This window comes from Synechococcus sp. SYN20, from assembly GCF_014279555.1.
Lineage (GTDB): Bacteria > Cyanobacteriota > Cyanobacteriia > PCC-6307 > Cyanobiaceae > Synechococcus_C.
In genome coordinates, this window is sequence record NZ_CP047959.1 from 2,065,933 (window position 1) to 2,083,901 (window position 17,969).

At 55.0% G+C, this 17,969-nt stretch carries 21 protein-coding genes and 2 tRNA genes; 9 read left to right on the forward strand and 14 right to left on the reverse strand.

Features of this window, described 5'->3' with window-relative positions:
• The first annotated feature begins 46 nt into the window (after nt 1-46).
• Nucleotides 47-1,657 carry a Ppx/GppA phosphatase family protein gene (locus SynSYN20_RS10975; RefSeq protein ID WP_186523699.1) on the forward strand — a complete coding sequence of 537 codons (1,611 nt, stop codon included), beginning with the start codon at nt 47-49 and terminating at the stop codon, nt 1,655-1,657.
• On the opposite strand, the gene SynSYN20_RS10980 is transcribed toward SynSYN20_RS10975, so the two are convergent.
• From SynSYN20_RS10980 to petC, 6 genes are all read right to left on the reverse strand, one after another.
• Complete coding sequence (locus SynSYN20_RS10980; RefSeq protein ID WP_186523700.1) at nt 1,641-2,450, reverse strand: helix-turn-helix domain-containing protein; 810 nt, start codon at nt 2,448-2,450, stop codon at nt 1,641-1,643. The two genes, SynSYN20_RS10975 and SynSYN20_RS10980, sit on opposite strands and share 17 nt — an antisense overlap.
• Before the next feature lie 110 nt (nt 2,451-2,560).
• Nucleotides 2,561-2,632 (reverse strand) — tRNA-Val (locus SynSYN20_RS10985).
• A gap of 39 nt (nt 2,633-2,671) precedes the next feature.
• Complete coding sequence (cobM, locus tag SynSYN20_RS10990) at nt 2,672-3,427, reverse strand: precorrin-4 C(11)-methyltransferase (RefSeq protein WP_186523701.1); 756 nt, start codon at nt 3,425-3,427, stop codon at nt 2,672-2,674.
• Nucleotides 3,424-4,290 carry a prolipoprotein diacylglyceryl transferase gene (gene lgt, locus SynSYN20_RS10995; RefSeq protein WP_370586679.1) on the reverse strand — a complete coding sequence of 289 codons (867 nt, stop codon included), beginning with the start codon at nt 4,288-4,290 and terminating at the stop codon, nt 3,424-3,426. The genes cobM and lgt overlap by 4 nt, the downstream gene beginning before the upstream one ends.
• A gap of 5 nt (nt 4,291-4,295) precedes the next feature.
• Nucleotides 4,296-5,228 carry a cytochrome f gene (petA, locus tag SynSYN20_RS11000; RefSeq protein ID WP_186523702.1) on the reverse strand — a complete coding sequence of 311 codons (933 nt, stop codon included), beginning with the start codon at nt 5,226-5,228 and terminating at the stop codon, nt 4,296-4,298.
• 43 nt (nt 5,229-5,271) lie between these two features.
• A complete protein-coding gene (petC, locus tag SynSYN20_RS11005; protein WP_186523703.1) occupies nt 5,272-5,808 on the reverse strand; it encodes a cytochrome b6-f complex iron-sulfur subunit in 537 nt (178 codons plus the stop codon).
• Nucleotides 5,809-5,890: 82 nt separating this feature from the next.
• On the opposite strand from petC, the gene SynSYN20_RS11010 reads away from it, so the two are divergent.
• Nucleotides 5,891-6,259 (forward strand): DUF3067 family protein, encoded by a 369-nt coding sequence (locus tag SynSYN20_RS11010; RefSeq protein ID WP_186523704.1) that lies wholly within the window; start codon nt 5,891-5,893, stop codon nt 6,257-6,259.
• Here the strand turns inward: SynSYN20_RS11010 and tatC are convergent.
• Both tatC and SynSYN20_RS11020 read right to left on the reverse strand, forming a co-directional pair.
• On the reverse strand, nt 6,210-6,944 hold the full coding sequence (gene tatC / locus SynSYN20_RS11015) for a twin-arginine translocase subunit TatC (RefSeq protein ID WP_186525601.1): 735 nt from the start codon (nt 6,942-6,944) through the stop codon (nt 6,210-6,212). The genes SynSYN20_RS11010 and tatC overlap by 50 nt on opposite strands.
• 120 nt (nt 6,945-7,064) lie before the next feature.
• Nucleotides 7,065-8,810 carry an NFACT family protein gene (locus SynSYN20_RS11020; RefSeq protein ID WP_186523705.1) on the reverse strand — a complete coding sequence of 582 codons (1,746 nt, stop codon included), beginning with the start codon at nt 8,808-8,810 and terminating at the stop codon, nt 7,065-7,067.
• Between the two features lie 65 nt (nt 8,811-8,875).
• Between SynSYN20_RS11020 and gmk the strand changes: the two genes are divergently transcribed.
• Nucleotides 8,876-9,448 (forward strand): guanylate kinase, encoded by a 573-nt coding sequence (gmk, locus tag SynSYN20_RS11025; RefSeq protein WP_186523706.1) that lies wholly within the window; start codon nt 8,876-8,878, stop codon nt 9,446-9,448.
• 50 nt (nt 9,449-9,498) lie between these two features.
• Here gmk and psaJ read toward each other — a convergent pair whose 3' ends face one another.
• Together psaJ and SynSYN20_RS11035 are read right to left on the reverse strand one after the other, a co-directional pair.
• On the reverse strand, nt 9,499-9,618 hold the full coding sequence (gene psaJ / locus SynSYN20_RS11030) for a photosystem I reaction center subunit IX (protein WP_011620067.1): 120 nt from the start codon (nt 9,616-9,618) through the stop codon (nt 9,499-9,501).
• 32 nt (nt 9,619-9,650) lie between these two features.
• A complete protein-coding gene (locus SynSYN20_RS11035) occupies nt 9,651-10,130 on the reverse strand; it encodes a Photosystem I reaction center subunit III (RefSeq protein WP_186523707.1) in 480 nt (159 codons plus the stop codon).
• A gap of 77 nt (nt 10,131-10,207) precedes the next feature.
• On the opposite strand from SynSYN20_RS11035, the gene tsaD reads away from it, so the two are divergent.
• Both tsaD and SynSYN20_RS11045 read left to right on the forward strand, forming a co-directional pair.
• A complete protein-coding gene (tsaD, locus tag SynSYN20_RS11040; protein WP_186523708.1) occupies nt 10,208-11,278 on the forward strand; it encodes a tRNA (adenosine(37)-N6)-threonylcarbamoyltransferase complex transferase subunit TsaD in 1,071 nt (356 codons plus the stop codon).
• A 39-nt stretch (nt 11,279-11,317) separates the two neighbouring features.
• The gene (locus tag SynSYN20_RS11045) at nt 11,318-11,503 is read left to right on the forward strand and encodes a chlorophyll a/b-binding protein (RefSeq protein ID WP_186525602.1); all 186 of its coding nucleotides are present in this window, start codon (nt 11,318-11,320) and stop codon (nt 11,501-11,503) included.
• Between the two features lie 6 nt (nt 11,504-11,509).
• On the opposite strand, the gene SynSYN20_RS11050 is transcribed toward SynSYN20_RS11045, so the two are convergent.
• A complete protein-coding gene (locus SynSYN20_RS11050) occupies nt 11,510-12,664 on the reverse strand; it encodes a type IV pilus twitching motility protein PilT (RefSeq protein WP_186523709.1) in 1,155 nt (384 codons plus the stop codon).
• Between the two features lie 110 nt (nt 12,665-12,774).
• Here SynSYN20_RS11050 and wecB point away from each other — a divergent pair, with 110 nt between their 5' ends.
• Genes wecB through SynSYN20_RS11070 form a run of 4 tightly spaced genes read left to right on the forward strand, consistent with a single transcriptional unit; the run spans nt 12,775 to nt 15,930 of the window.
• Nucleotides 12,775-13,887, forward strand: a complete 1,113-nt coding sequence (wecB, locus tag SynSYN20_RS11055) for a non-hydrolyzing UDP-N-acetylglucosamine 2-epimerase (RefSeq protein WP_186523710.1) — start codon at nt 12,775-12,777, stop codon at nt 13,885-13,887.
• On the forward strand, nt 13,868-14,497 hold the full coding sequence (locus SynSYN20_RS11060) for a DUF1643 domain-containing protein (RefSeq protein WP_255476254.1): 630 nt from the start codon (nt 13,868-13,870) through the stop codon (nt 14,495-14,497). The genes wecB and SynSYN20_RS11060 overlap by 20 nt, the downstream gene beginning before the upstream one ends.
• On the forward strand, nt 14,415-14,660 hold the full coding sequence (locus SynSYN20_RS11065) for a hypothetical protein (protein ID WP_186516103.1): 246 nt from the start codon (nt 14,415-14,417) through the stop codon (nt 14,658-14,660). The genes SynSYN20_RS11060 and SynSYN20_RS11065 overlap by 83 nt, the downstream gene beginning before the upstream one ends.
• The gene (locus SynSYN20_RS11070; RefSeq protein ID WP_186523712.1) at nt 14,650-15,930 is read left to right on the forward strand and encodes a sodium:proton antiporter; all 1,281 of its coding nucleotides are present in this window, start codon (nt 14,650-14,652) and stop codon (nt 15,928-15,930) included. The genes SynSYN20_RS11065 and SynSYN20_RS11070 overlap by 11 nt, the downstream gene beginning before the upstream one ends.
• On the opposite strand, the gene gltX is transcribed toward SynSYN20_RS11070, so the two are convergent.
• The 3 genes from gltX to SynSYN20_RS11085 all read right to left on the reverse strand — a co-directional run bounded on the left by gltX (nt 15,880) and on the right by SynSYN20_RS11085 (nt 17,956).
• Nucleotides 15,880-17,310: a glutamate--tRNA ligase gene (gene gltX, locus SynSYN20_RS11075; protein ID WP_186523713.1), complete on the reverse strand. Its 1,431-nt coding sequence runs from the start codon at nt 17,308-17,310 to the stop codon at nt 15,880-15,882. The genes SynSYN20_RS11070 and gltX overlap by 51 nt on opposite strands.
• Before the next feature lie 19 nt (nt 17,311-17,329).
• Nucleotides 17,330-17,403 (reverse strand) — tRNA-Asp (locus SynSYN20_RS11080).
• 361 nt (nt 17,404-17,764) lie between these two features.
• Nucleotides 17,765-17,956: a hypothetical protein gene (locus SynSYN20_RS11085; protein WP_186516106.1), complete on the reverse strand. Its 192-nt coding sequence runs from the start codon at nt 17,954-17,956 to the stop codon at nt 17,765-17,767.
• Nucleotides 17,957-17,969 lie beyond the last annotated feature (13 nt).

Consider the following 17,969-nt stretch of genomic DNA (forward strand, 5'->3'; position numbering starts at 1 on the left):
GGTTCTTGCTGTCTGCTTAGGGCAAAGTGGATGGGCTTTCAGCACGGTGCTTCAAGTGACAGCAGGGCCGAGCGTTCAAAAGGGTCGAGCCTTGCGAAAGATTGCCGCGATTGATATCGGCACCAATTCCACCCACCTTCTGGTGGCCTCTGTTGATCCTGAGCTACGAACCTTCAGCATCGAATTAGCTGAGAAGTCAACCACTCGGCTAGGTGAAAGAGATCCCGAGACCGGCAACCTCTCAGCGGCCGCCATAGAACGCGGGCTCGAAGCGTTGCGTCGTTTTCGCGAGCTCGCTCTGAGTCATCAGGTTGAACAGATCGTGACCGCAGCCACCAGCGCGGTGCGTGAAGCCCCGAATGGTCGGGACTTTTTACAAGAAATTCAGGATCAGTTTGATCTCGAAGTTGATCTCGTCAGTGGACCAGAAGAAGCTCGTTTGATCTACCTAGGCGTGCTCTCAGGCATGCCTTTTGGAGACTGTCCGCATCTTGTGCTGGACATCGGCGGCGGATCCACAGAGTTGATCCTTGCGGATGGTCGTGATGCTCGAGCACTCACCAGTACAAGGGTTGGCGCGGTGCGACTCCAGCGGGATTTTGTTGAAGCTGACCCGATGCCCCCGCAGCGTCGGACCTTTCTTCAGGCCTTCATCCAAGGCTCATTAGAGCCTGCGGTCAACAAAGTGTTGAGACGGATCACCCCAGAAGAAATTCCAGTCATGGTGGCCACCAGTGGCACCGCGATGGCCATAGGAGCCCTGGCCGCCAGCGAGGAAGATCGCCCACCGCTGAAGCTTCATGGCTATCGGGTCAGCAAACAACGCCTCGACAAGGTTGTGGATCGCTTGGTGGTGATGACACCGGAGCAACGCAAAGCGTTGGCACCCATCAATGATCGACGCGCGGAAATCATTGTTCCAGGTGCCTTAATTCTGCAAACCAGCATGCAGATGTTGGGAGTGAATGAGCTGGTTCTGAGTGAACGAGCCCTCCGCGAAGGCCTCATCGTTGATTGGATGTTGCGTCAGGGCCTACTAGAAGACCGTTTCAGCTTTCAAAGCAGCATTCGACAGCGCACCGTGATCCATCAGGTGCAGCGTTTTGCCGTCAATCAACAACGAGCCGAGCGTGTGGCCTCCCATTCACTCACTCTTTATGACTCCACCAAAGGCCATCTGCATCGTGATGATGGCTCAGGCCGTGACTTGCTATGGGCAGCAGCAATGCTTCACGCCTGCGGCCAACACATCAATCTCAGCGCGTATCACAAGCACTCCTGGTATCTGATTCGCCATGGCGAGCTTCTGGGCTATTCAGAAGCGGAACATTTGATGGTGGCTTCCATCGCGCGCTATCACCGCCGCAGCCTTCCCAAAAAAAGGCATGAGTCTTGGCAAGCGCTTCAAAGCCGTGATAATCGGCGCACGGTCTCAGAGATGGCCTTGTTGCTCAGATTGGCGGTTGCCCTCGATCGACGTCCAGAGCCGGTGGTCAAAAGCTTGTTGGTCAAAGTCAAAAACGAAGATCTTGTCCTGGAATTAGTCGGAGAGCAGGCTGATCAGGATTTCAGTCTCGAGCAGTGGAGCTTGGAAAGCTGTGCCCCCATTCTCAAGGAGGTCACCGGTTTAAATCTCAAGCTCAAGGTTCAGGAGTGAGGGGGTACCAACGCAACTGATCGATGCTGCCCAAGACACGAGGAGAGTCATCCCCGTAACTAAATCGGACCAAATCAGGTCGTCCCGCGAAGACTTCTAGACCCTGCTCGCCCTCAAACCGTTTCGGTTCATTCAGAGTGCCCTCAAAGATCACGTCCCCGCTTCGATTGCGGACAGAAACCCAGCTCGGTTTTGAACTGACAAGCACAATCTCCTCTGAACTCTTGTTGTCACCATCAACAGCAACGTTGATGCCTAAGTTGTTGTCTCTGGCTGGAGAGGGCTGAGGCACAGGTTGGTCCTGCGCAGCCACGGTGCTCACGGCTGCTTGTTGCTGACGGTTGCCACGAAATGCAATGGCGCTAACCGCTGTCACTCCAACAAGAAGCAAAAGCACAGCTGCACTGCTGATCCAGCGACCCATCGGTTGGGAGTCCTGCTTGCCTTGCGCTGGATCTGAAAAGCCGGAGCGCTCGCGACTCACACGCTTTGCAGGCGCCCCCTTCGTCTCAGGAAGCTGAGATTGGAATTGTTGAACCATTGGAGCGGGATCCAATCCCAATTTCTGCGCAACTCTTCGCAGCATCCCGCAAATAAAAACGGGTTCTGGCAGGTTGTCCCGATCTCCATTTTCTAACGCTGCAAGCTGCTCTTTCCCCATACGGAGCGAATCAGCAAAAGCTTGGCAAGTCATCCCTTGCCTTTCCCGCTCTTCCCTTAAGACTCGGCCAAGTGAAGCGAGGTCGTCCTGACGGGAGTCTGAATGATCGATAGCGTCCCTAACTTCAGACATTCCATGCATTTACCGATATGAAATTTTAGTTGCGTTTCGCCAAACTGTCAGAGAAATCAAATTTTCACACCGTCAATAAACGAAGTAAATTTGAAATCAGGAGAATAAAATGGGCGATACTGGATTCGAACCAGTGACCCCTTCCGTGTGAAGGAAGTGCGCTACCACTGTGCTAATCGCCCCGAATGCAAATCTTAAACCACAACGGGGAAGCCTGATACTTAATGACTAGGGCGGAACAGGTGATCGTGGTCTGGCGAGTAAAGCTTTGAGCGCTGGCGACCTGCCTTCAACGCTGGACTTACGACATAAAGAGTGGTCCGGATTAGATTTCGCTCTCGAGAGATCGCCGCCATGCGCTCCAGCGGGACGACTTGCAGCCATTCATCGGGCCAACTCACACGGTGACCGATCGCAACCGGTGTATCAGGCGAATAATGCTTCAACAATGTTGCTTGTACCTCCTCAACATGGCGAGCACTGAGGTAAAGGCAGAGCGATGCCTTGAGGCGAGCAAGATTCTCCAAACTCTCCGTTTCCGGAACCCCAGTGCGTCCACCAGCCCTCCCTAAAACAATGGTCTGAACGAGCCCAGGAATCGTGAGTTCAGCCCCTAAAGCTGAAGCGGTTGCCTGATAAGCGCTGATTCCTGGAACCACATCGACAGAGATCCCAGCATCGTTTAATCCACAAATTTGCTCTGAAAGCGCTCCATACAGGCAGGGATCACCGTCATGAAGACGAACAACCTGCAGGCCTTTTTTGGCACGATCAATCATCAATGGGAGCACATCCTCAAGCGTGAGCGTGCTGCTTCGGATCGTTTCGCAGTGATCAGGAGCTAGAGCCGCAATCTGAGGCGAGACCAAGGAGTCTGTCCAAATCAAAACCTGAGCAGACTGCAACCGGTTCTCAGCACGTCGCGTTAAAAGATCAGGAGCTCCGGGTCCTGCACCGACGATCGACACTGTGGTCATGAAGTACCTGGGGTGCGTAAGCCTGGATCAGGCAAAGACTTTCGTACCCCGTATAGCCAAAACAAACCAAAGCCCGCAAGCAGCAGCAACGAGAGGCTCATCAACTGAGCAATCCTCAAACCACCGTCACAAAATGGGGGAACACCACCCAAACAAAGCGGGTCAATGCGCAGACCCTCAATCCAGATACGACCAAGGCTATAAGAGAGCAGATAAAAGCAACTCAGAGCTCCCGACGGGAGGGAAAGTCGCCCGCTGCGCCCCAATCGAAACAACGTTATCAACAACATAAAGACCACCAAATTCCAAATCGATTCGTAAAGGAATGTGGGATGAAAGAATTCTGAATCAGCAAATATCTGAGGACGGCTTGAATAAGGAATGAATAATTTCCAGGGCAATTGGGTGGGAACTCCAAAAGCTTCTGAATTGAAAAAGTTTCCCCAGCGACCAATTGTTTGGCCAAGAATCACGGATGGAACCAAAACATCGAGCAGATCCCAAAAGGGGACTCTCCGCCAACGACAGAACAAAATCACAGCGATCGTGCCCCCGATCAATGCACCATGAATCGCAATTCCCCCTTGCCAAATCGCAAATACATCCCACCAGGAGTTTTGATAGGAGCGCCATTCAAAGGCCACGTAGTAAAGACGCGCGCCGATAATGGCAGCCAACACAAGGATGGGGAGAAGGTCGCTAATCAATCCCGATTCGAGATTTCTCTGCTTAGCTAACCAACTCGATAAATTGAGGCCGATGAGTACGGCTAGTGCGATGAGTAGCCCGTACCAGCGCAAAGTAATAGGCCCGAGCTGAAAAAGCACGGGCCCAGGTGAAGTAAATACAGCGGGAATGATCACCTTGATCAGACGCCTTCAGCAGCTTGAACCTTCTCAATCTGCCTCTTCTTCAGAACCAGCATGATCTGAGCCAAAGCAACTGCCGCGAAGAACGCGAGCATGCCGTAGATGCGAACAGGGTTTTGAAGAACAACTTCGGTGTCGAGCTGACCGAATCCACCAACATTGGGATCGTCAGTGATGGGGGCCCCAGCTTCAACGACATCGCCAACAGAGACCAACAGAGCTGGACCCACTGGAACGGTCTCTGTGATTTCAGCACCATCTGCAGATTTCACCGTGACCACACTCGCTCCATTGTCACCAGGTTCAATGGCACTAACCGAGCCTGAGGCCGGGGCCGTGTAGACGGTGTTGTTGCTCTTCTCACCCGTTGGGTACACCTGGCCGCGGCCGCGGTTTCCGCCAACGTGAATGGAGTACTTACCAAAACTGATGCTGCTGTCCGTCGCGGGGTCAGGAGCCAGCACAGGGAAGACGATCTCTTGATGCTCATCACCAGGGATCGGTCCAACCAAAATGATGTTGGGTTGGTCGTCGCTGTACTCAGTGAAATAAACGCCCTCTGTCTCCTCCTTAATTTCATCAGTCCAGCGATCCTGAGGAGCCAGCGTGAAACCATCAGGAAGCATCACAACAGCCCCCACTTGGAGGGGGACCTGACTGCCATCAGCACCGAGTTCTTGAACGCCGGTGTCGTAAGGGATCTTGACAACTGCCTTGAAGACGCTGTCGGGCAGCACGGACTGGGGAACTTCTGCCTGAGTGAGCTTTTGGGCCAGGTGGCAGTTCGCACAAACGATCTTGCCAGTGGCCTCTCGGGGAGAATCGTAATTTTGTTGTGCCCAGAAGGGATAGGCCCAACTTGCAGCGGGTGCACTGAAGACAGCAAGGCCGACGATCAGTGCGGCAAAAGTGGAAGAGAGCAGGCGACGCATGGGAAAGCGAGGTAGGGGAGAGACAGCAAAAAGGAGGGGCTGATCAGGACCACCAGGGCTTTTCGCCCGTCCGGAAATCGGTTTCAGTCCATTGGCTGACAAACACGTTGTCGTTGTCGACGCTGACATTGGCCAACGCCAAAGACAGAGGCGCGGGGCCGCGAACCACCTTGCCTGTGGCGTCGTACTGACTGCCGTGGCAAGGGCACATGAATTTGTTAGCACCACTGTTCCAGGGCACGACACATCCCAGGTGAGTGCAAATGGCATTAATGCCGTAGCTCCCAATGGCGTCAGAGCCTTCCACAATCAAGTAGGTGGGATCACCTTTCAAGCCTTGGACAAGACTGCGATCACCCTCTCCGTGGCTACTCAACCAACCGCTAGCCGTAACGGCATTACCGAGCTCGTCTTTGGCACTGGTTCCACCACCACCCCCGGCAGCTCTGGGCGGGATGAAGTAATTCGCCACCGGATAAAGCGCACCCAGGGCCACGCCTGTGACGGATCCGAAGGTCAGCAGATTCATGAACTGCCTACGGCCCATACCGGGCACATCACTGGCTGGGATCTGAGTCATAGCTGACGCTCAATCGACACTTAATGAGGTCCATTATGGAGGGTAAAGGTCCCGTCAAGCTTTGCGACGACTGGTCTTTTACATGATCCACTCAGCCGTTTCCGTGCTTGTAGACCCACCCATCGAACAATCCATCCCTCCATTGACAGTCGATGAGGTGATCGATCTGCTGCGGGAGCGCTGGCAAGCCAGCTACGACATGCAACTCGTCGTAAGGCGCAAGCGGATGTATCTCCAGGTGATGTGGGCCTATCTGGAGCAGCAATCCTTTCCTTTAAACGAGGAGGAGTACCGCACCCATCTAGCCCAAGTCTTGGACGTGGTGAATCGGCTAGGCCAAGCAGGCGCCGTGCGTTCGTGGTTAATCGACACGCGAGACCGTCCCCGACTCGGGAAAGCCCTCAGCCTGCAGCTGCAGGGGGAGGGGCGCCTGGAGGAGTTTCTGGTCTGAACCGTTCAACGGCCGCAACGAGAGCAACGCCAACGAAAAACAAGCCTGAAATCGCACCGGCCAGCAACGACATCGTGATCGGATCAGTGGATGGGGTCAGCACTGCGCCTGCCAGCGCAGCAATCAATACGACCCAACGCCAGGCCGAGAGCATCCGCTTCCAACGGACCAACCCAAACAACCCAAGCAGCAACTGCAAAACAGGCAACTGAAATGCCAGTCCTGTGGAGAGCATCAGCAGAAGCACAAAATCGAGGTAGCGCTCGATCGACCAAATCGGCTCCACCACATCAGCCCCATAGCTCACCAAGAAACCGAGGGCCGCAGGGATGAGTGCCCACCAAGAAAAAGCAATTCCTGCGAAAAACAGCACCGCTGAACCCGCCACAGCGGGAGCGATGAGACGACGCTCATTCCGCGTGAGACCGGGCAAAACGAAGGCCAAGCCTTGATACAAAACGTAAGGAATCGCCAAGGTGAGCCCTGCGTAACCGGCAACCTTGAACGAAACGAACAGGAATTCTCCAGGCGCCAACTGAAGAAATCGAATCGATCCCGCTGGTTCCTCCAAAAGCCTCACCAGGGGTTTCACGGCGAGAAGGCATGCCAAAGCACCGAGCACAATCGCAATCAGGCTGCGAAAAACACGCTGACGAAGCTCCTCCAGGTGATCCACCAAAGACATTTCCACATCGTTGGGTGGAAGCTGCTCAGGTTGGAGGGTCACCCGAATCGGCTCGGGGGCGGGAAGCACTGTTTTCTCGTTCGGCTCGGGAGGGATCAGTCCGACTGCTGTTAAGTCAACTCAGGCTAAGAGCTTGCCGGCGATCAGTCGCTGTCTTGCTCGATCTGGCTCGGCCCAGACAACCTCACCCTCTTTGTGTTGCACCGTCCCAAGCGCTGCACCAGCAATGCGTTGGAGATGCTCCACAGGGGCTCTGACCACAGCAACCCGGCGATTTCCACGCGCGCGGCTAAACCATGCAGCCATGTCAGCCGCAAGGGTGACGTCGTCGTCGTCTGCAAAACCCGCCGATGCCTTCAACACCACGTGACTTCCTGGACATTCCTGGGCATGAAACCAAAGGTCACCAGGTCGTGCCCGCCGAAGACTGATCCAGTCGTTTTGACGATGATTTCGGCCCACTTGGATCAATAATCCCGCCGGGCTTCGGATCTCGAGGGGCTGAGGGTCCACGCGACGCGATCCCTGACGACGGCGGCGGCGAAGCCGTTTTGGGGCCAACAGATCATCCAACTCTTCTCGCAGGTCTAAAAGGCTTTTTGTACGCGCCTCCATCCCATCCCAATCAGCACCAATCAGCTCTTCGAGAAAGCTTTCACTGCCCTCGAGTAACACCAGCCGGCTTTGGTGATGCTGCAGCCGTTCTTCCAACGCCGGGATTGCCCGTCTTAGTTTTCGCGCTCTGCCATATAGCTTCTGGGCGCGATCGATGGTCTCCCGATTCGGACTCACCTGACACAACAACGCATCACCCTGCTGCTGCAAGTCATCGGCACCGCCCGTCTCCTCCAAGCCAGCTCTCTGGTCGGCTAACAGGGCTTCCTCACGGGTCCTTAACTGCTTGAGCTGCTTTTGCAAATCCTGAGTGGCACGATTCAACTCCTGACGTTGAAGAACGGTGGCGTAGTACTCGCCCAAACGAAGGCTGAGGGGCTGCCCCTGTTTTGCAAGATCGGCCAACAACTCCCCTTCAGACCACGCTGCTGACGCAGGCTTCCATACGCGATAGGAATTGGGCCCATCAAATTGCAGCGCAAAGCTGTCGGTTTCAAGCGCCTGCAACCAGCACTGCCAACGCTGTCGCAACACCTGCCACTCCTGCTCGCTCAGCTCATGAACGCTGGTCGCCAATCGCGCTCTGGCAGCGTCTTCATGCTCGTCAGCCAGATATCTCGCCAACACCGGACTGATGCCCTGGTAGGCACTGCGCATCGCCTTTTCCAGGCTTAACGGCAACAGTTCCAAGCGCTCTCTCCAGCGTTGCTCAGGCTCATCCAGCCGAGGAGCAATGCCTTGAAGGGCCGGAGGAGAGCTGTAGAGATCACCGGTGCCAATCGGCCTCACTCTCGACTGGTGCGTGCGGACCTGGCGTGCGATCGCAGTGATGCGTTGCCGGTCATCCAGCAACAACAAATTGCTGTGACGCCCCATGAGTTCGAGCACCAAGGTGCGCTGGGGAGCCTGTCCAGGTCGAAGTGCCAACTGAAAGTGCACGACCCGTTCAAACCCTTCCTGACACAGCTCTGTCAGCGCGAGTTGGCGGAGTCCATGCTGAATCTGTTGCGCCAGCGTGCTTCCTGCACCCTGCTTCGGTGGCGCGGAGATTTCAACCAGTCGGGGAACTTCTGCTTTCCAGCTCAGTTCCAACCAAATCATTCCTCGCAGGGTGCGAAATCCGAGCTGAAGCGTCTGAGGATCGGGCTGTTGAGCTTTCTCAAACCGGCTGGGCAGCAATCGGGCACGTAAATCCGCCAGCACAGCCCTCAGGCTGGTGAGATCCATCACTTGCGGACTTTGGCTGGCCATGGATTGCCTGAGAAGCAGGCTGAACAGGAAGCCTTCCTACCCTGCGATGCAGTCTCAAGCAACGTATGGCTCCTGATCGATCAATCGCCAGGCCCACGGTGCTCACCGGCCCAAGCGGCGTCGGTAAGGGCACCTTGGTCGCCCGCCTAAGAGAACGTCATCCAGAGATATGGCTCTCCGTGTCGGCCACTACGCGCGCTCCGCGCAGTGGAGAAATCGATGGAATTCACTATTTTTTTCACTCCAAAGATCGGTTTAACGAACTCGTTCAAAGCGGCGGCTTGCTGGAGTGGGCTGAATTCGCTGGAAACTGCTACGGCACACCTCGACAACCCGTCAGCGAACGCCTAGCCAATGGAATTCCCGTGCTGCTTGAAATTGAATTAGAGGGGGCAAGGCAGGTGAGAAACAGTTTGCCGGAAGCAATCCAAATTTTTCTTGCACCACCAAGCGTTGAAGAGCTTGAGAAACGAATTCGCGGCCGAGGAACCGAAGCAGAAGAGGCGATCCAGCGTCGTCTTAAGCGAGCACAAGAAGAATTGGCAGCACAAACAGAATTTGATGCTGTGATCGTCAACGACGACCTTGAAACAGCTTTAGTCGCTTTAGAAAAGCAGATGAACCTGACCATCTCCTAACTAAAAAAGGGGCCTTTCGGCCCCTTTTGATCACTTTATGAACTGAACGATCAGCCCATGGGGTGGAAGAGGAGATCAGGGAAAAAACGATTCCACTCGATCAAGATTCCGGCGGTGAGAGTGAACCAAATCGCGGCAACGACTGGTGCAGTAGTAAGAAATTTCTTCATCGTAAGAAAGATAGGGACGTCGTGGTGCGAGTTCAGCGAGGCGAGATGGTCACCTTGTCATCGCTTTCAAGCAATTTGCCGCTCGTAAGCTCACCAAAAGCGGCGATAGGCCAAGTGGCTGATGCCAGCAAGGACTTGAAGGCAAGAGAGACATCGATTTGAATCTCTTTCATGTACTGCTCCTTGGTACCGCGAGTGCCTTTGAGATACTCACGACCTGCCCAGCCAATGCATCCAGTGATGTAGAGGAACATCAGGCCTGGAAGGACGAAGTCACCGGCATGACTCCAACGGCCATCCACGATCAAATGAGGCAAGCCATCTTCACCGCAAACGGCTTCGCTATACATCTCGAAACGAGCCTTAGCTTGAGGTGTGGCGGCAGCGCTTGCACGCTGCTGAAAACGGGCACTTTCGGCGCAGGGTGTCAAACCCGCTACATCAGCCTTGGCGACGGGTGCAAAGCCGAACACCAGCAGGGCCGAGAGCGCAAGAGCGAAGAGACGACGCATCGGAACGGTTCCTGTTGAGCCTGCCCTAAAGCGGCAGGATGTCACAAACGGACAGTAGGGGAGCCCCCTCCATCTTCATGCCCACAGTGCTTGCCCTCGAAACAAGTTGTGACGAGTCAGCCGCGGCGGTGCTCCGTCAGGAGGGCGACCAGCTCACGGTGTTGTCCCATGGCATCGCCTCCCAGGTGGAAGAGCATGCGCAATGGGGTGGGGTCGTCCCTGAGATTGCCTCGCGCCGTCATGTGGAAGCGCTCCCAAACCTCGTAGAACACGCTTTAAAAGACGCCGGTCTCGTTGCTGCCGACCTCGATGCCATCGCGGCGACCGTGGCACCTGGCCTGGTGGGAGCCCTCATGGTGGGCTCCATCACAGGGCGAACATTGGCCGCCCTACATCAGAAACCTTTTCTCGCCGTGCACCATCTCGAGGCACACCTGGCATCCGTGTTCTTGGCAGATCACCCACCACATGCGCCCTATCTGGTGCTTCTCGTGAGTGGCGGGCACACCGAACTCATTCGGGTGGATGACCTTGGAGCAATGGAACGCCTAGGACGCAGCCATGACGATGCGGCCGGCGAAGCTTTCGACAAAGTGGCTCGACTCATGGGCCTGGGCTACCCCGGCGGTCCTGCGATTCAGGCCATTGCCGTCGAGGGTGATGCCAAACGGTTTCGGTTACCAAAAGGACGCGTTTCCAAACCAGGAGGAGGCTTCTACCCCTATGACTTTTCATTCAGTGGGCTGAAAACTGCGGTGCTTCGACACGTGGAAGCGTTAAGGCGTGAGTCTGAGGATCTTCCTCTTGCTGATCTCGCGGCCAGCTTTGAACAGATCGTGGCCGATGTGTTGGTTGAGCGCAGCCTGCGCTGCTGCCAGGAGCAGGGGATTGATCAATTAGTGATGGTCGGCGGCGTTGCCGCCAACCATCGTCTGCGTTCCCAAATGCAAGCTGTTGGTCAATCAAAAGGGGTGTCCGTGCACATCGCCCCATTGGCCTATTGCACAGACAACGCAGCAATGGTTGCCGTAGCGGCATTGCGTCGACTCTCTAACGGCGTTCAACCCAGCTCTCTAGAGCTCGGCGTCGCAGCGCGGTGGCCACTAGAGCAAGCGTTAAGCCTTTATGGCTCAAAGCCCCCCTTTTAAAATTATTCTCTTAAGGTGACGTCCCCCGAGATCTCACCGATGGCTCCGAAAACCGATCTCCAAACAAAAGTTGTGTCAGAGCCCATCGATCCCATCGAATTAAATGCTTGGAAGCGAGGATTTACTCCTCAAGCTGAAATTTGGAATGGACGTCTCGCCATGCTCGGACTATCCATCGGCATGGCAACACTCTTAATCGTCCGGATGTTTAACAGCGCAGCCTGAATACTCTTAACTCCTACCTCTCAACGCCTGCGTCAGTTCATTAGGACGAGGACTTACGGCAATGGCCCTTTCAGCTTCGACTTGCCCAGATTCAACTAAACGCTGCAAAGATTGATTGGCAGTCATCATTCCATCAAACTCGCTTCTCTGCATGATGTCTTCGACCTCATCTAGGACCCCTCTCTTAATATAATCTTTACATGCATCGGTATTAATTAATAAATCATGATAAGCCGCACGTTTGCCACCTTCGCTTTTAATCAATCCCTGAGAGACAATACCCATTAACGACTCGGCTAATGTTTCTCTTATATTCTCCTGCTCTTCAGGTTGATACATCCCAAGGACACGTTCAACGGTTTTAACGGCGGAGTTTGTGTGCAACGTTCCTAACACAAGATGACCAGTCTGAGCTGCTTCCATGGCGGTACTGAGCGTTTCTTTATCACGTATTTCACCAACCAAAATCACATCAGGATCTTCACGCAGCGCTGCTCTCAAAGCATGGTGAAATTGGAGCGTATGACGCCCCACCTCACGCTGTCGGATTAGAGATTGCCGGCTTTGATGCACGAATTCGATGGGATCTTCAATGGTAAGGATATGCCTACTCTGATTGTTATTAATCCAATCAATCATCGCCGCCAACGTAGTGCTTTTACCCGAACCGGTTGGGCCAGTTACAAGCAGCAAGCCTTTGGGATATGCACAAAGATCTTGCAGCACAGGCGGCAGCTTTAGATCATCCAGTGACAGGATCTTTTGAGGAATGAGCCGCAACACCATCGCCGCACCCTGTAATGCATCAAACAAATTGATGCGTACCCTCACAAAAGAAAAAGCATGAGCCCCATCGAACTCTTTGCACTGTCTGAAGTGGTCGATCTGTTGGGGAGTCAGTAATTCTCCAAGCCAGTCCTGAAACTCACTGGGTTCGGTGGGAGGCCAATCGGAGCAAATAATCTCACCTCGAGCCCGAAATCTTGGACTCTCCCCGATTCCAAGATGAACGTCGGAATGCCCCTGTTCGTGAGCAACGCGAACGATCTGCTCTAAAGATGGGGCTTGTGAAGCCAATGACTCTGAAGCTGGAGACGGAGATTGAGATGGTGTGAACGTTGGCCGCGCTGGGAGACCAGGAGGAAATACGGGCTGACTCATGCTGATGGTGTCCGCGACGTGCAGCATCGCGATGCTGCGTGATCTGGCAAGTTGATGCCAAGTCTTCCCGGGGGAAGCGCTCGTAGGATTGACTCACAATCTTGATGGTTATGGCTCGCCTGCCACGCGTGACAATTGTCTTGGGCACGAGGCCTGAAGCCATCAAATTGGCGCCTGTGATCCAAGAATTCCGGGCCTGCAAGTCTCTCGAAACCCGAGTCGTACTGACAGGCCAGCATAGGGAGATGGTGTCTCAAGTCATGGATTTGTTTGGCCTGAGCGCTGATCTGGATCTCAATCTGATGACGCCACGGCAAACCCTCACACATGTGACCTGTGCGGCGCTGCAGGGCTTGCGTGATGACTTTCAAGCATTTCCTCCAAATCTCGTCCTGGTTCAAGGAGACACAACCACGGCCTTTGCTGCTGCTCTCTCCGCCTTCTACGAACAAATCCCTGTTGGTCACGTCGAGGCGGGACTGCGTACGGACAATCTTCTCGATCCTTTCCCTGAGGAAGCCAACCGTCGCTTGATCTCGCAAATTGCGCATCTTCACTTTGCTCCCACTAAGCAATCAGAAGCAAACCTTCAAGCATCTGGGGTTGTTGGGCGCGTGCTGCTCACGGGCAACACCGTGATCGATGCCCTGTTGCGCATGTCTGAACGCGCTCCAACCTTGAGCGACTTAAGCATCGATTGGGACGCGCAAAGGGTGATTTTGGCCACCGTTCACCGCCGCGAGAATTGGGGTGAGCGCCTCAAGAACATTGCGGATGGAATGCTGCGTGTCCTCGATAGCCATCCCGACACCGTGTTGCTGTTGCCCTTGCATCGCAACCCAACCGTTCGTGAGCCCCTCCAGCAATTACTGGGGGACCATCCACGCGTAGTGCTGACCGAGCCACTGGATTACGACCGCTTGGTCGCAGCCATGAAAGGCTGCACTCTTCTACTCACTGACTCCGGTGGGTTGCAAGAGGAAGCACCAGCTCTCGGGAAACCGGTTCTTGTTCTCCGTGAAACCACGGAACGCCCCGAAGCCGTTGAAGCTGGAACAGCCCTATTGGTGGGGACTGACCCAACAACGATTCACCGTGAAGCATCCCTGTTATTAGAAAACAGCGAGGCCTATAACGCCATGGCAAAAGCCGTGAATCCCTTTGGCGATGGCCAGGCGAGTGGAAGGATCCTCGAGGCTGCCCTTGAACTGTTGGCAAGCTGAAGCAACACTGAGTTCTTGCGGTGCCTACCGCTGGTTGTTGCATCGGCCCATTCCATCCCGTGAACCAAGCTCGGGACAGAGACGGTTGCTGCTGTTCATTGGTCTGAATCCGTCACGCGCCGATGGACGTCGAGACGACCCCACCCTGAGACGGCTACAAGGATTTGCACACCACTGGGGGTATCACCATCTCGTGGTCCTCAATCTGTTTGCCCGCATCTCCCCATCCCCCTCCCTTCTATGCAGGTGCTCAGAGCCCATTGGCGCTGACAATGATCAGACCTTGCGCAGCTGGTTCCAACAGTGGGCTCAACATCCCACATGGGATCTCTGGCTCGGATGGGGGGTTGGCGGCGGTTTTAGGCAAAGGGATGAGGCCGTGTTGAACATGTTGAACGACGTCAGCGATCAACGAGGAGTGCTTCCACCCCCCTTTGTGACTGGATTGACCAAAGCGGGCTACCCCCGTCACCCTCTCTATCTTCCAAGTGAGGTGAAGAGAGTTGCCTGGGCAGTACGGTTCCTAGATGAACCGCACTCCGCGCCGGTATCGGATCTCCCTTCACCTGTCTGGCGGGCAGAGCGAAGTGGTGCATTTCACGTCCCTTGAGCAATTCCAGGATTGGTATCAAGGCCTGGTCAATGCCAGTGCAGAAGGGGCTTTTGTGAATGTTCCCCTCAGTGATCTAGACGGCGAATTTCTTGTTGTGCGTCCGGATGCCGTCATCGGAATGCGGGTTGAACCGCAATACGCCTTGATCGATGACGCCTGAGCGCTTAGGGCTGCTTTGGGGCATCACTGTCTTTGCGGGTGCAGGTGCGCGACTGCTAGCCGCTTTATCCAATCTCCCTGGCGTGGTTTTGCTACTGCTATCGGGGTTGCTAATCGGGCGCTCTGGCCTTGGCCTCGTTGAACCTCTTGATCTTGGACAAGGACTGCAAACCATCGTTGGCCTATTGGTGAGCTTGGTGTTGTTTGACGGAGGTCTCAACCTTCGCCTGCCAGGAGACACGATCAAAGCCACCGTGCTGCGCATCTCAGTTTTGAGAATCTTCGTTTCTCTCGGTGCGGGAATCCTGGCGGCACATTGGCTCGCAGGCCTTGGCTGGTCCTTAGCTGCCGTATTTAGCGCCATCGTGCTGGCCACTGGGCCCACCGTGGTGACCCCGATCGTGAAACAAATCCGCTTAGCGCATCCCCTTGGCGATGTGCTGGAAGCGGAAGGACTGCTGCTCGAGCCCATCGGCGCTGTGTTGGCACTGCTGCTTCTGGAACTCGCGCTGGGCGACCTACACGGCTGGCGTGAGTTAGTGCAGGGCCTGCTTGCACGCCTCGGAGGGGGCGTGCTCATTGGTGTCACAGTTGGCTGGCTGTTGTCAGAAGGGTTACGCCGCCTGACACCTTCTCAAGCCGTCGGATTGCGCCTACAGCTGACGCTTGGGGCACTATTCCTCATGTTTGGGATAGCCGAATGGCTCCTTCCAGAATCAGGGCTACCGGCATCCGTTGCAGCGGGCGTCGTAGTCGGTCGTCGCTCAACCGAAGAAGCCGGTCAGCTCGATGAATTGATCCGAGAGTTGGCTTCACTCGCCATCACCATGCTGTTTCCTCTGTTGGCAGCAGACGTGTCCTGGGCTGAGCTCAGCCCACTCGGATGGGGTGGTGTGAGCTGTGTCCTGCTGCTCATGTTTGTGGTCCGTCCAGTCGCCGTCGGTGTGGCCACAGTCGGATTGCCCTTGGTTTGGCGTCAAAAATTATTCATGGCCTGGCTGGCCCCACGAGGAATCGTGACAGCAGCTGTGGCCTCATTGTTTGCCATCCGCCTTGAGCAAGCTGGAATTTTGGGTGCAGGGCGACTGCAAGGGTTGGTCTTCCTCACCATCTTGATGACCGTGGGTATCCAAGGATTAACGGCACAACCCTTGGCACGCATCCTTGGCCTAATTGCAGAAAGTCCAGAAGAAGCCTCTGACGCCACGACCTCTGCCGTATCAGAGGCAACGACGCAAGCGCTGCCGATCGTGCCCGAGTCTGGCCAGTAACGCCCACGTGGTGATGAGGTCTGGCCCCTGAAGTCGACCGAGCAATGCGGCCCTAAGACTCTTCATTAGGACACCCTTTTTCACTTCAACGGAGGCGGCGGCCTCTTTGAGCAAGGTTTGGGCGCGCTCCAAATCAAGGCCGTCCCATGCCTTCAGTTCAAGAGCGGACAGCAGAGCTTGAAGAGCAGGACGAGCTCCTGCTTGCTCGAGTTGCTTCAATCCGTCCTCTTCTAAGGGAGGTTCTTCAAAAAACGGCCGAGCTTGTGTGACTCCGTCTTCGATCAAGGTGAGAGAAGGCCCGAGCAAAACGGCTAAGTCATTAGCCCAAAGAGGATCGTTGACAACCCAACCTTGTTGCTGCCAGCGAGGCTCCAGTGCTGCGAGAAGTTCAGCTGGGGACCAACCATGTAAGACCTGAGCATTCAGCCAGTTGAGCTTGTCCCAATCGAATTTGGCGCCGGCTTTGTTCACCCGATCAAAACTAAAGACCTCGGCTGCATCTCGGAGCGTGAACCGCTCCTCCATTCCCTCTGGGACAGACCAACCAAGCAGGGTCATGTAATTGGCTAAGGCCTCTGCTGTGTAACCCATCGCCTGAAAATCACCAATGGAGGTCACGCCATCACGCTTGGAGAGCTTGCGTCCTTCTGGATTGAGGATCAAAGGCGTATGAGCAAAACTTGGGCAGTTCAACTGGAGAGCCTGGTAAAGCAACAGTTGTTTGGCCGTATTAGAAATGTGATCTTCACCGCGAATGACATGGCTGATCGCCATAGCGGCGTCATCAACCACCACAACAAGGTTGTAAAGGGGGTTACCAATCGTGTTCGCAGGAGCACGTCTGGCGATCACCATGTCTCCACCGAGGTCGGCGCCACGCCATTGCATCGGACCACGCACCATGTCGGTCCAAGCGATGGTGGCTTCGTCATCAATCCGAAAACGAATCACCGCCTCGCGCCCTTCAGCGCGATAGGCCTCTTCCTGTTCAGCACTGAGTTGACGATGACGGTTGTCATAACGGGGAGGCTTCCCTGAAGCCCTCTGGGCTTCACGCATGGAATCCAATTCCTGCTCACTGGCATAACAGCGATAGGCAAGACCTTGAGCGAGCAATTGGCTGATTGCAAGGCGATGGGCTTCGATCCGCTCGCTTTGAATGACCGGTTCCTCATCCCAGTCCAGGCCAAGCCAACGCAAACCATCAAGAATGTTTTGGGTGAACTCTGGCTTGGAGCGCTCCTTATCCGTATCTTCAATTCTCAGCAAAAATTTGCCGTCTTGGTGACGGGCAAACAGCCAATTAAAAACAGCCGTACGAGCCGTTCCGATATGAAGCGTGCCGGTGGGGCTTGGGGCCAGACGAACGCGAACCGTCACTAAGCCGGAGGAATGAAAACGGGACCGACGGGATTCGAACCCGCAACTTCCGCCGTGACAGGGCGGTGCTCTAACCGATTGAACTACGGTCCCAGACTGGACTCAATTGAGGGAGAACTACCCCAAAGAGTGACCTTTGCCGCTCACGCGGACTTTGCCAGTATCAACTGCCGCCCTGCCCTCCGTCAACACACTCGAGGAGACACCAATGTTTGCTGAGCTTTTCAGCTGTGATCTTGAGGCTCACTGGTCTGATCGAAACAGCACAACTTCTCCACTGGCCAGGCTCAAGACAAACCACCAGGGATGTAGCACTGAAAAGGCCATGGTTTTGGTGAACGCACGCAACCGCATTGTTGGGAGATCGAACCGTCCATAGGGATCATGCACACGTTAAAAAAAGCCTCCCCAGCTGGGGAGGCTTAAGGACCAGAACAGGTCCGAAACAATTGGATTAGGGACTACTAAATCCAGCTGGTTCAATCAAACGCACTTGATTACCTCGAGCCGTGAATTCACGGCCTTGATCGCTTTGGACAACGACTCGTCCACCGGACTTGACACGAATCACTCGTGCACGAACCCAGCCGAGAGCGGCTGATTCGAGCACTTTGACCACATCACCAGGTTGAAGATCTAACTCCATGCTCGAAATCAAG

Coding starts and splice junctions, on each gene's coding strand:
- SynSYN20_RS10980 (WP_186523700.1), bottom strand. CDS start 2,450: ATGTCTGAAGTTAGGGACGCTATCGATCATTCAGACTCCCGTCAGGAC.
- cobM (WP_186523701.1), bottom strand. CDS start 3,427: ATGACCACAGTGTCGATCGTCGGTGCAGGACCCGGAGCTCCTGATCTT.
- petA (WP_186523702.1), bottom strand. CDS start 5,228: ATGCGTCGCCTGCTCTCTTCCACTTTTGCCGCACTGATCGTCGGCCTT.
- petC (WP_186523703.1), bottom strand. CDS start 5,808: ATGACTCAGATCCCAGCCAGTGATGTGCCCGGTATGGGCCGTAGGCAG.
- SynSYN20_RS11010 (WP_186523704.1), top strand. CDS start 5,891: ATGATCCACTCAGCCGTTTCCGTGCTTGTAGACCCACCCATCGAACAA.
- tatC (WP_186525601.1), bottom strand. CDS start 6,944: ATGTCTTTGGTGGATCACCTGGAGGAGCTTCGTCAGCGTGTTTTTCGC.
- SynSYN20_RS11020 (WP_186523705.1), bottom strand. CDS start 8,810: ATGGCCAGCCAAAGTCCGCAAGTGATGGATCTCACCAGCCTGAGGGCT.
- gmk (WP_186523706.1), top strand. CDS start 8,876: ATGGCTCCTGATCGATCAATCGCCAGGCCCACGGTGCTCACCGGCCCA.
- psaJ (WP_011620067.1), bottom strand. CDS start 9,618: ATGAAGAAATTTCTTACTACTGCACCAGTCGTTGCCGCGATTTGGTTC.
- SynSYN20_RS11035 (WP_186523707.1), bottom strand. CDS start 10,130: ATGCGTCGTCTCTTCGCTCTTGCGCTCTCGGCCCTGCTGGTGTTCGGC.
- tsaD (WP_186523708.1), top strand. CDS start 10,208: ATGCCCACAGTGCTTGCCCTCGAAACAAGTTGTGACGAGTCAGCCGCG.
- SynSYN20_RS11045 (WP_186525602.1), top strand. CDS start 11,318: ATGGCTCCGAAAACCGATCTCCAAACAAAAGTTGTGTCAGAGCCCATC.
- SynSYN20_RS11050 (WP_186523709.1), bottom strand. CDS start 12,664: ATGAGTCAGCCCGTATTTCCTCCTGGTCTCCCAGCGCGGCCAACGTTC.
- wecB (WP_186523710.1), top strand. CDS start 12,775: ATGGCTCGCCTGCCACGCGTGACAATTGTCTTGGGCACGAGGCCTGAA.
- SynSYN20_RS11065 (WP_186516103.1), top strand. CDS start 14,415: ATGAACCGCACTCCGCGCCGGTATCGGATCTCCCTTCACCTGTCTGGC.
- SynSYN20_RS11070 (WP_186523712.1), top strand. CDS start 14,650: ATGACGCCTGAGCGCTTAGGGCTGCTTTGGGGCATCACTGTCTTTGCG.
- SynSYN20_RS11085 (WP_186516106.1), bottom strand. CDS start 17,956: ATGGAGTTAGATCTTCAACCTGGTGATGTGGTCAAAGTGCTCGAATCA.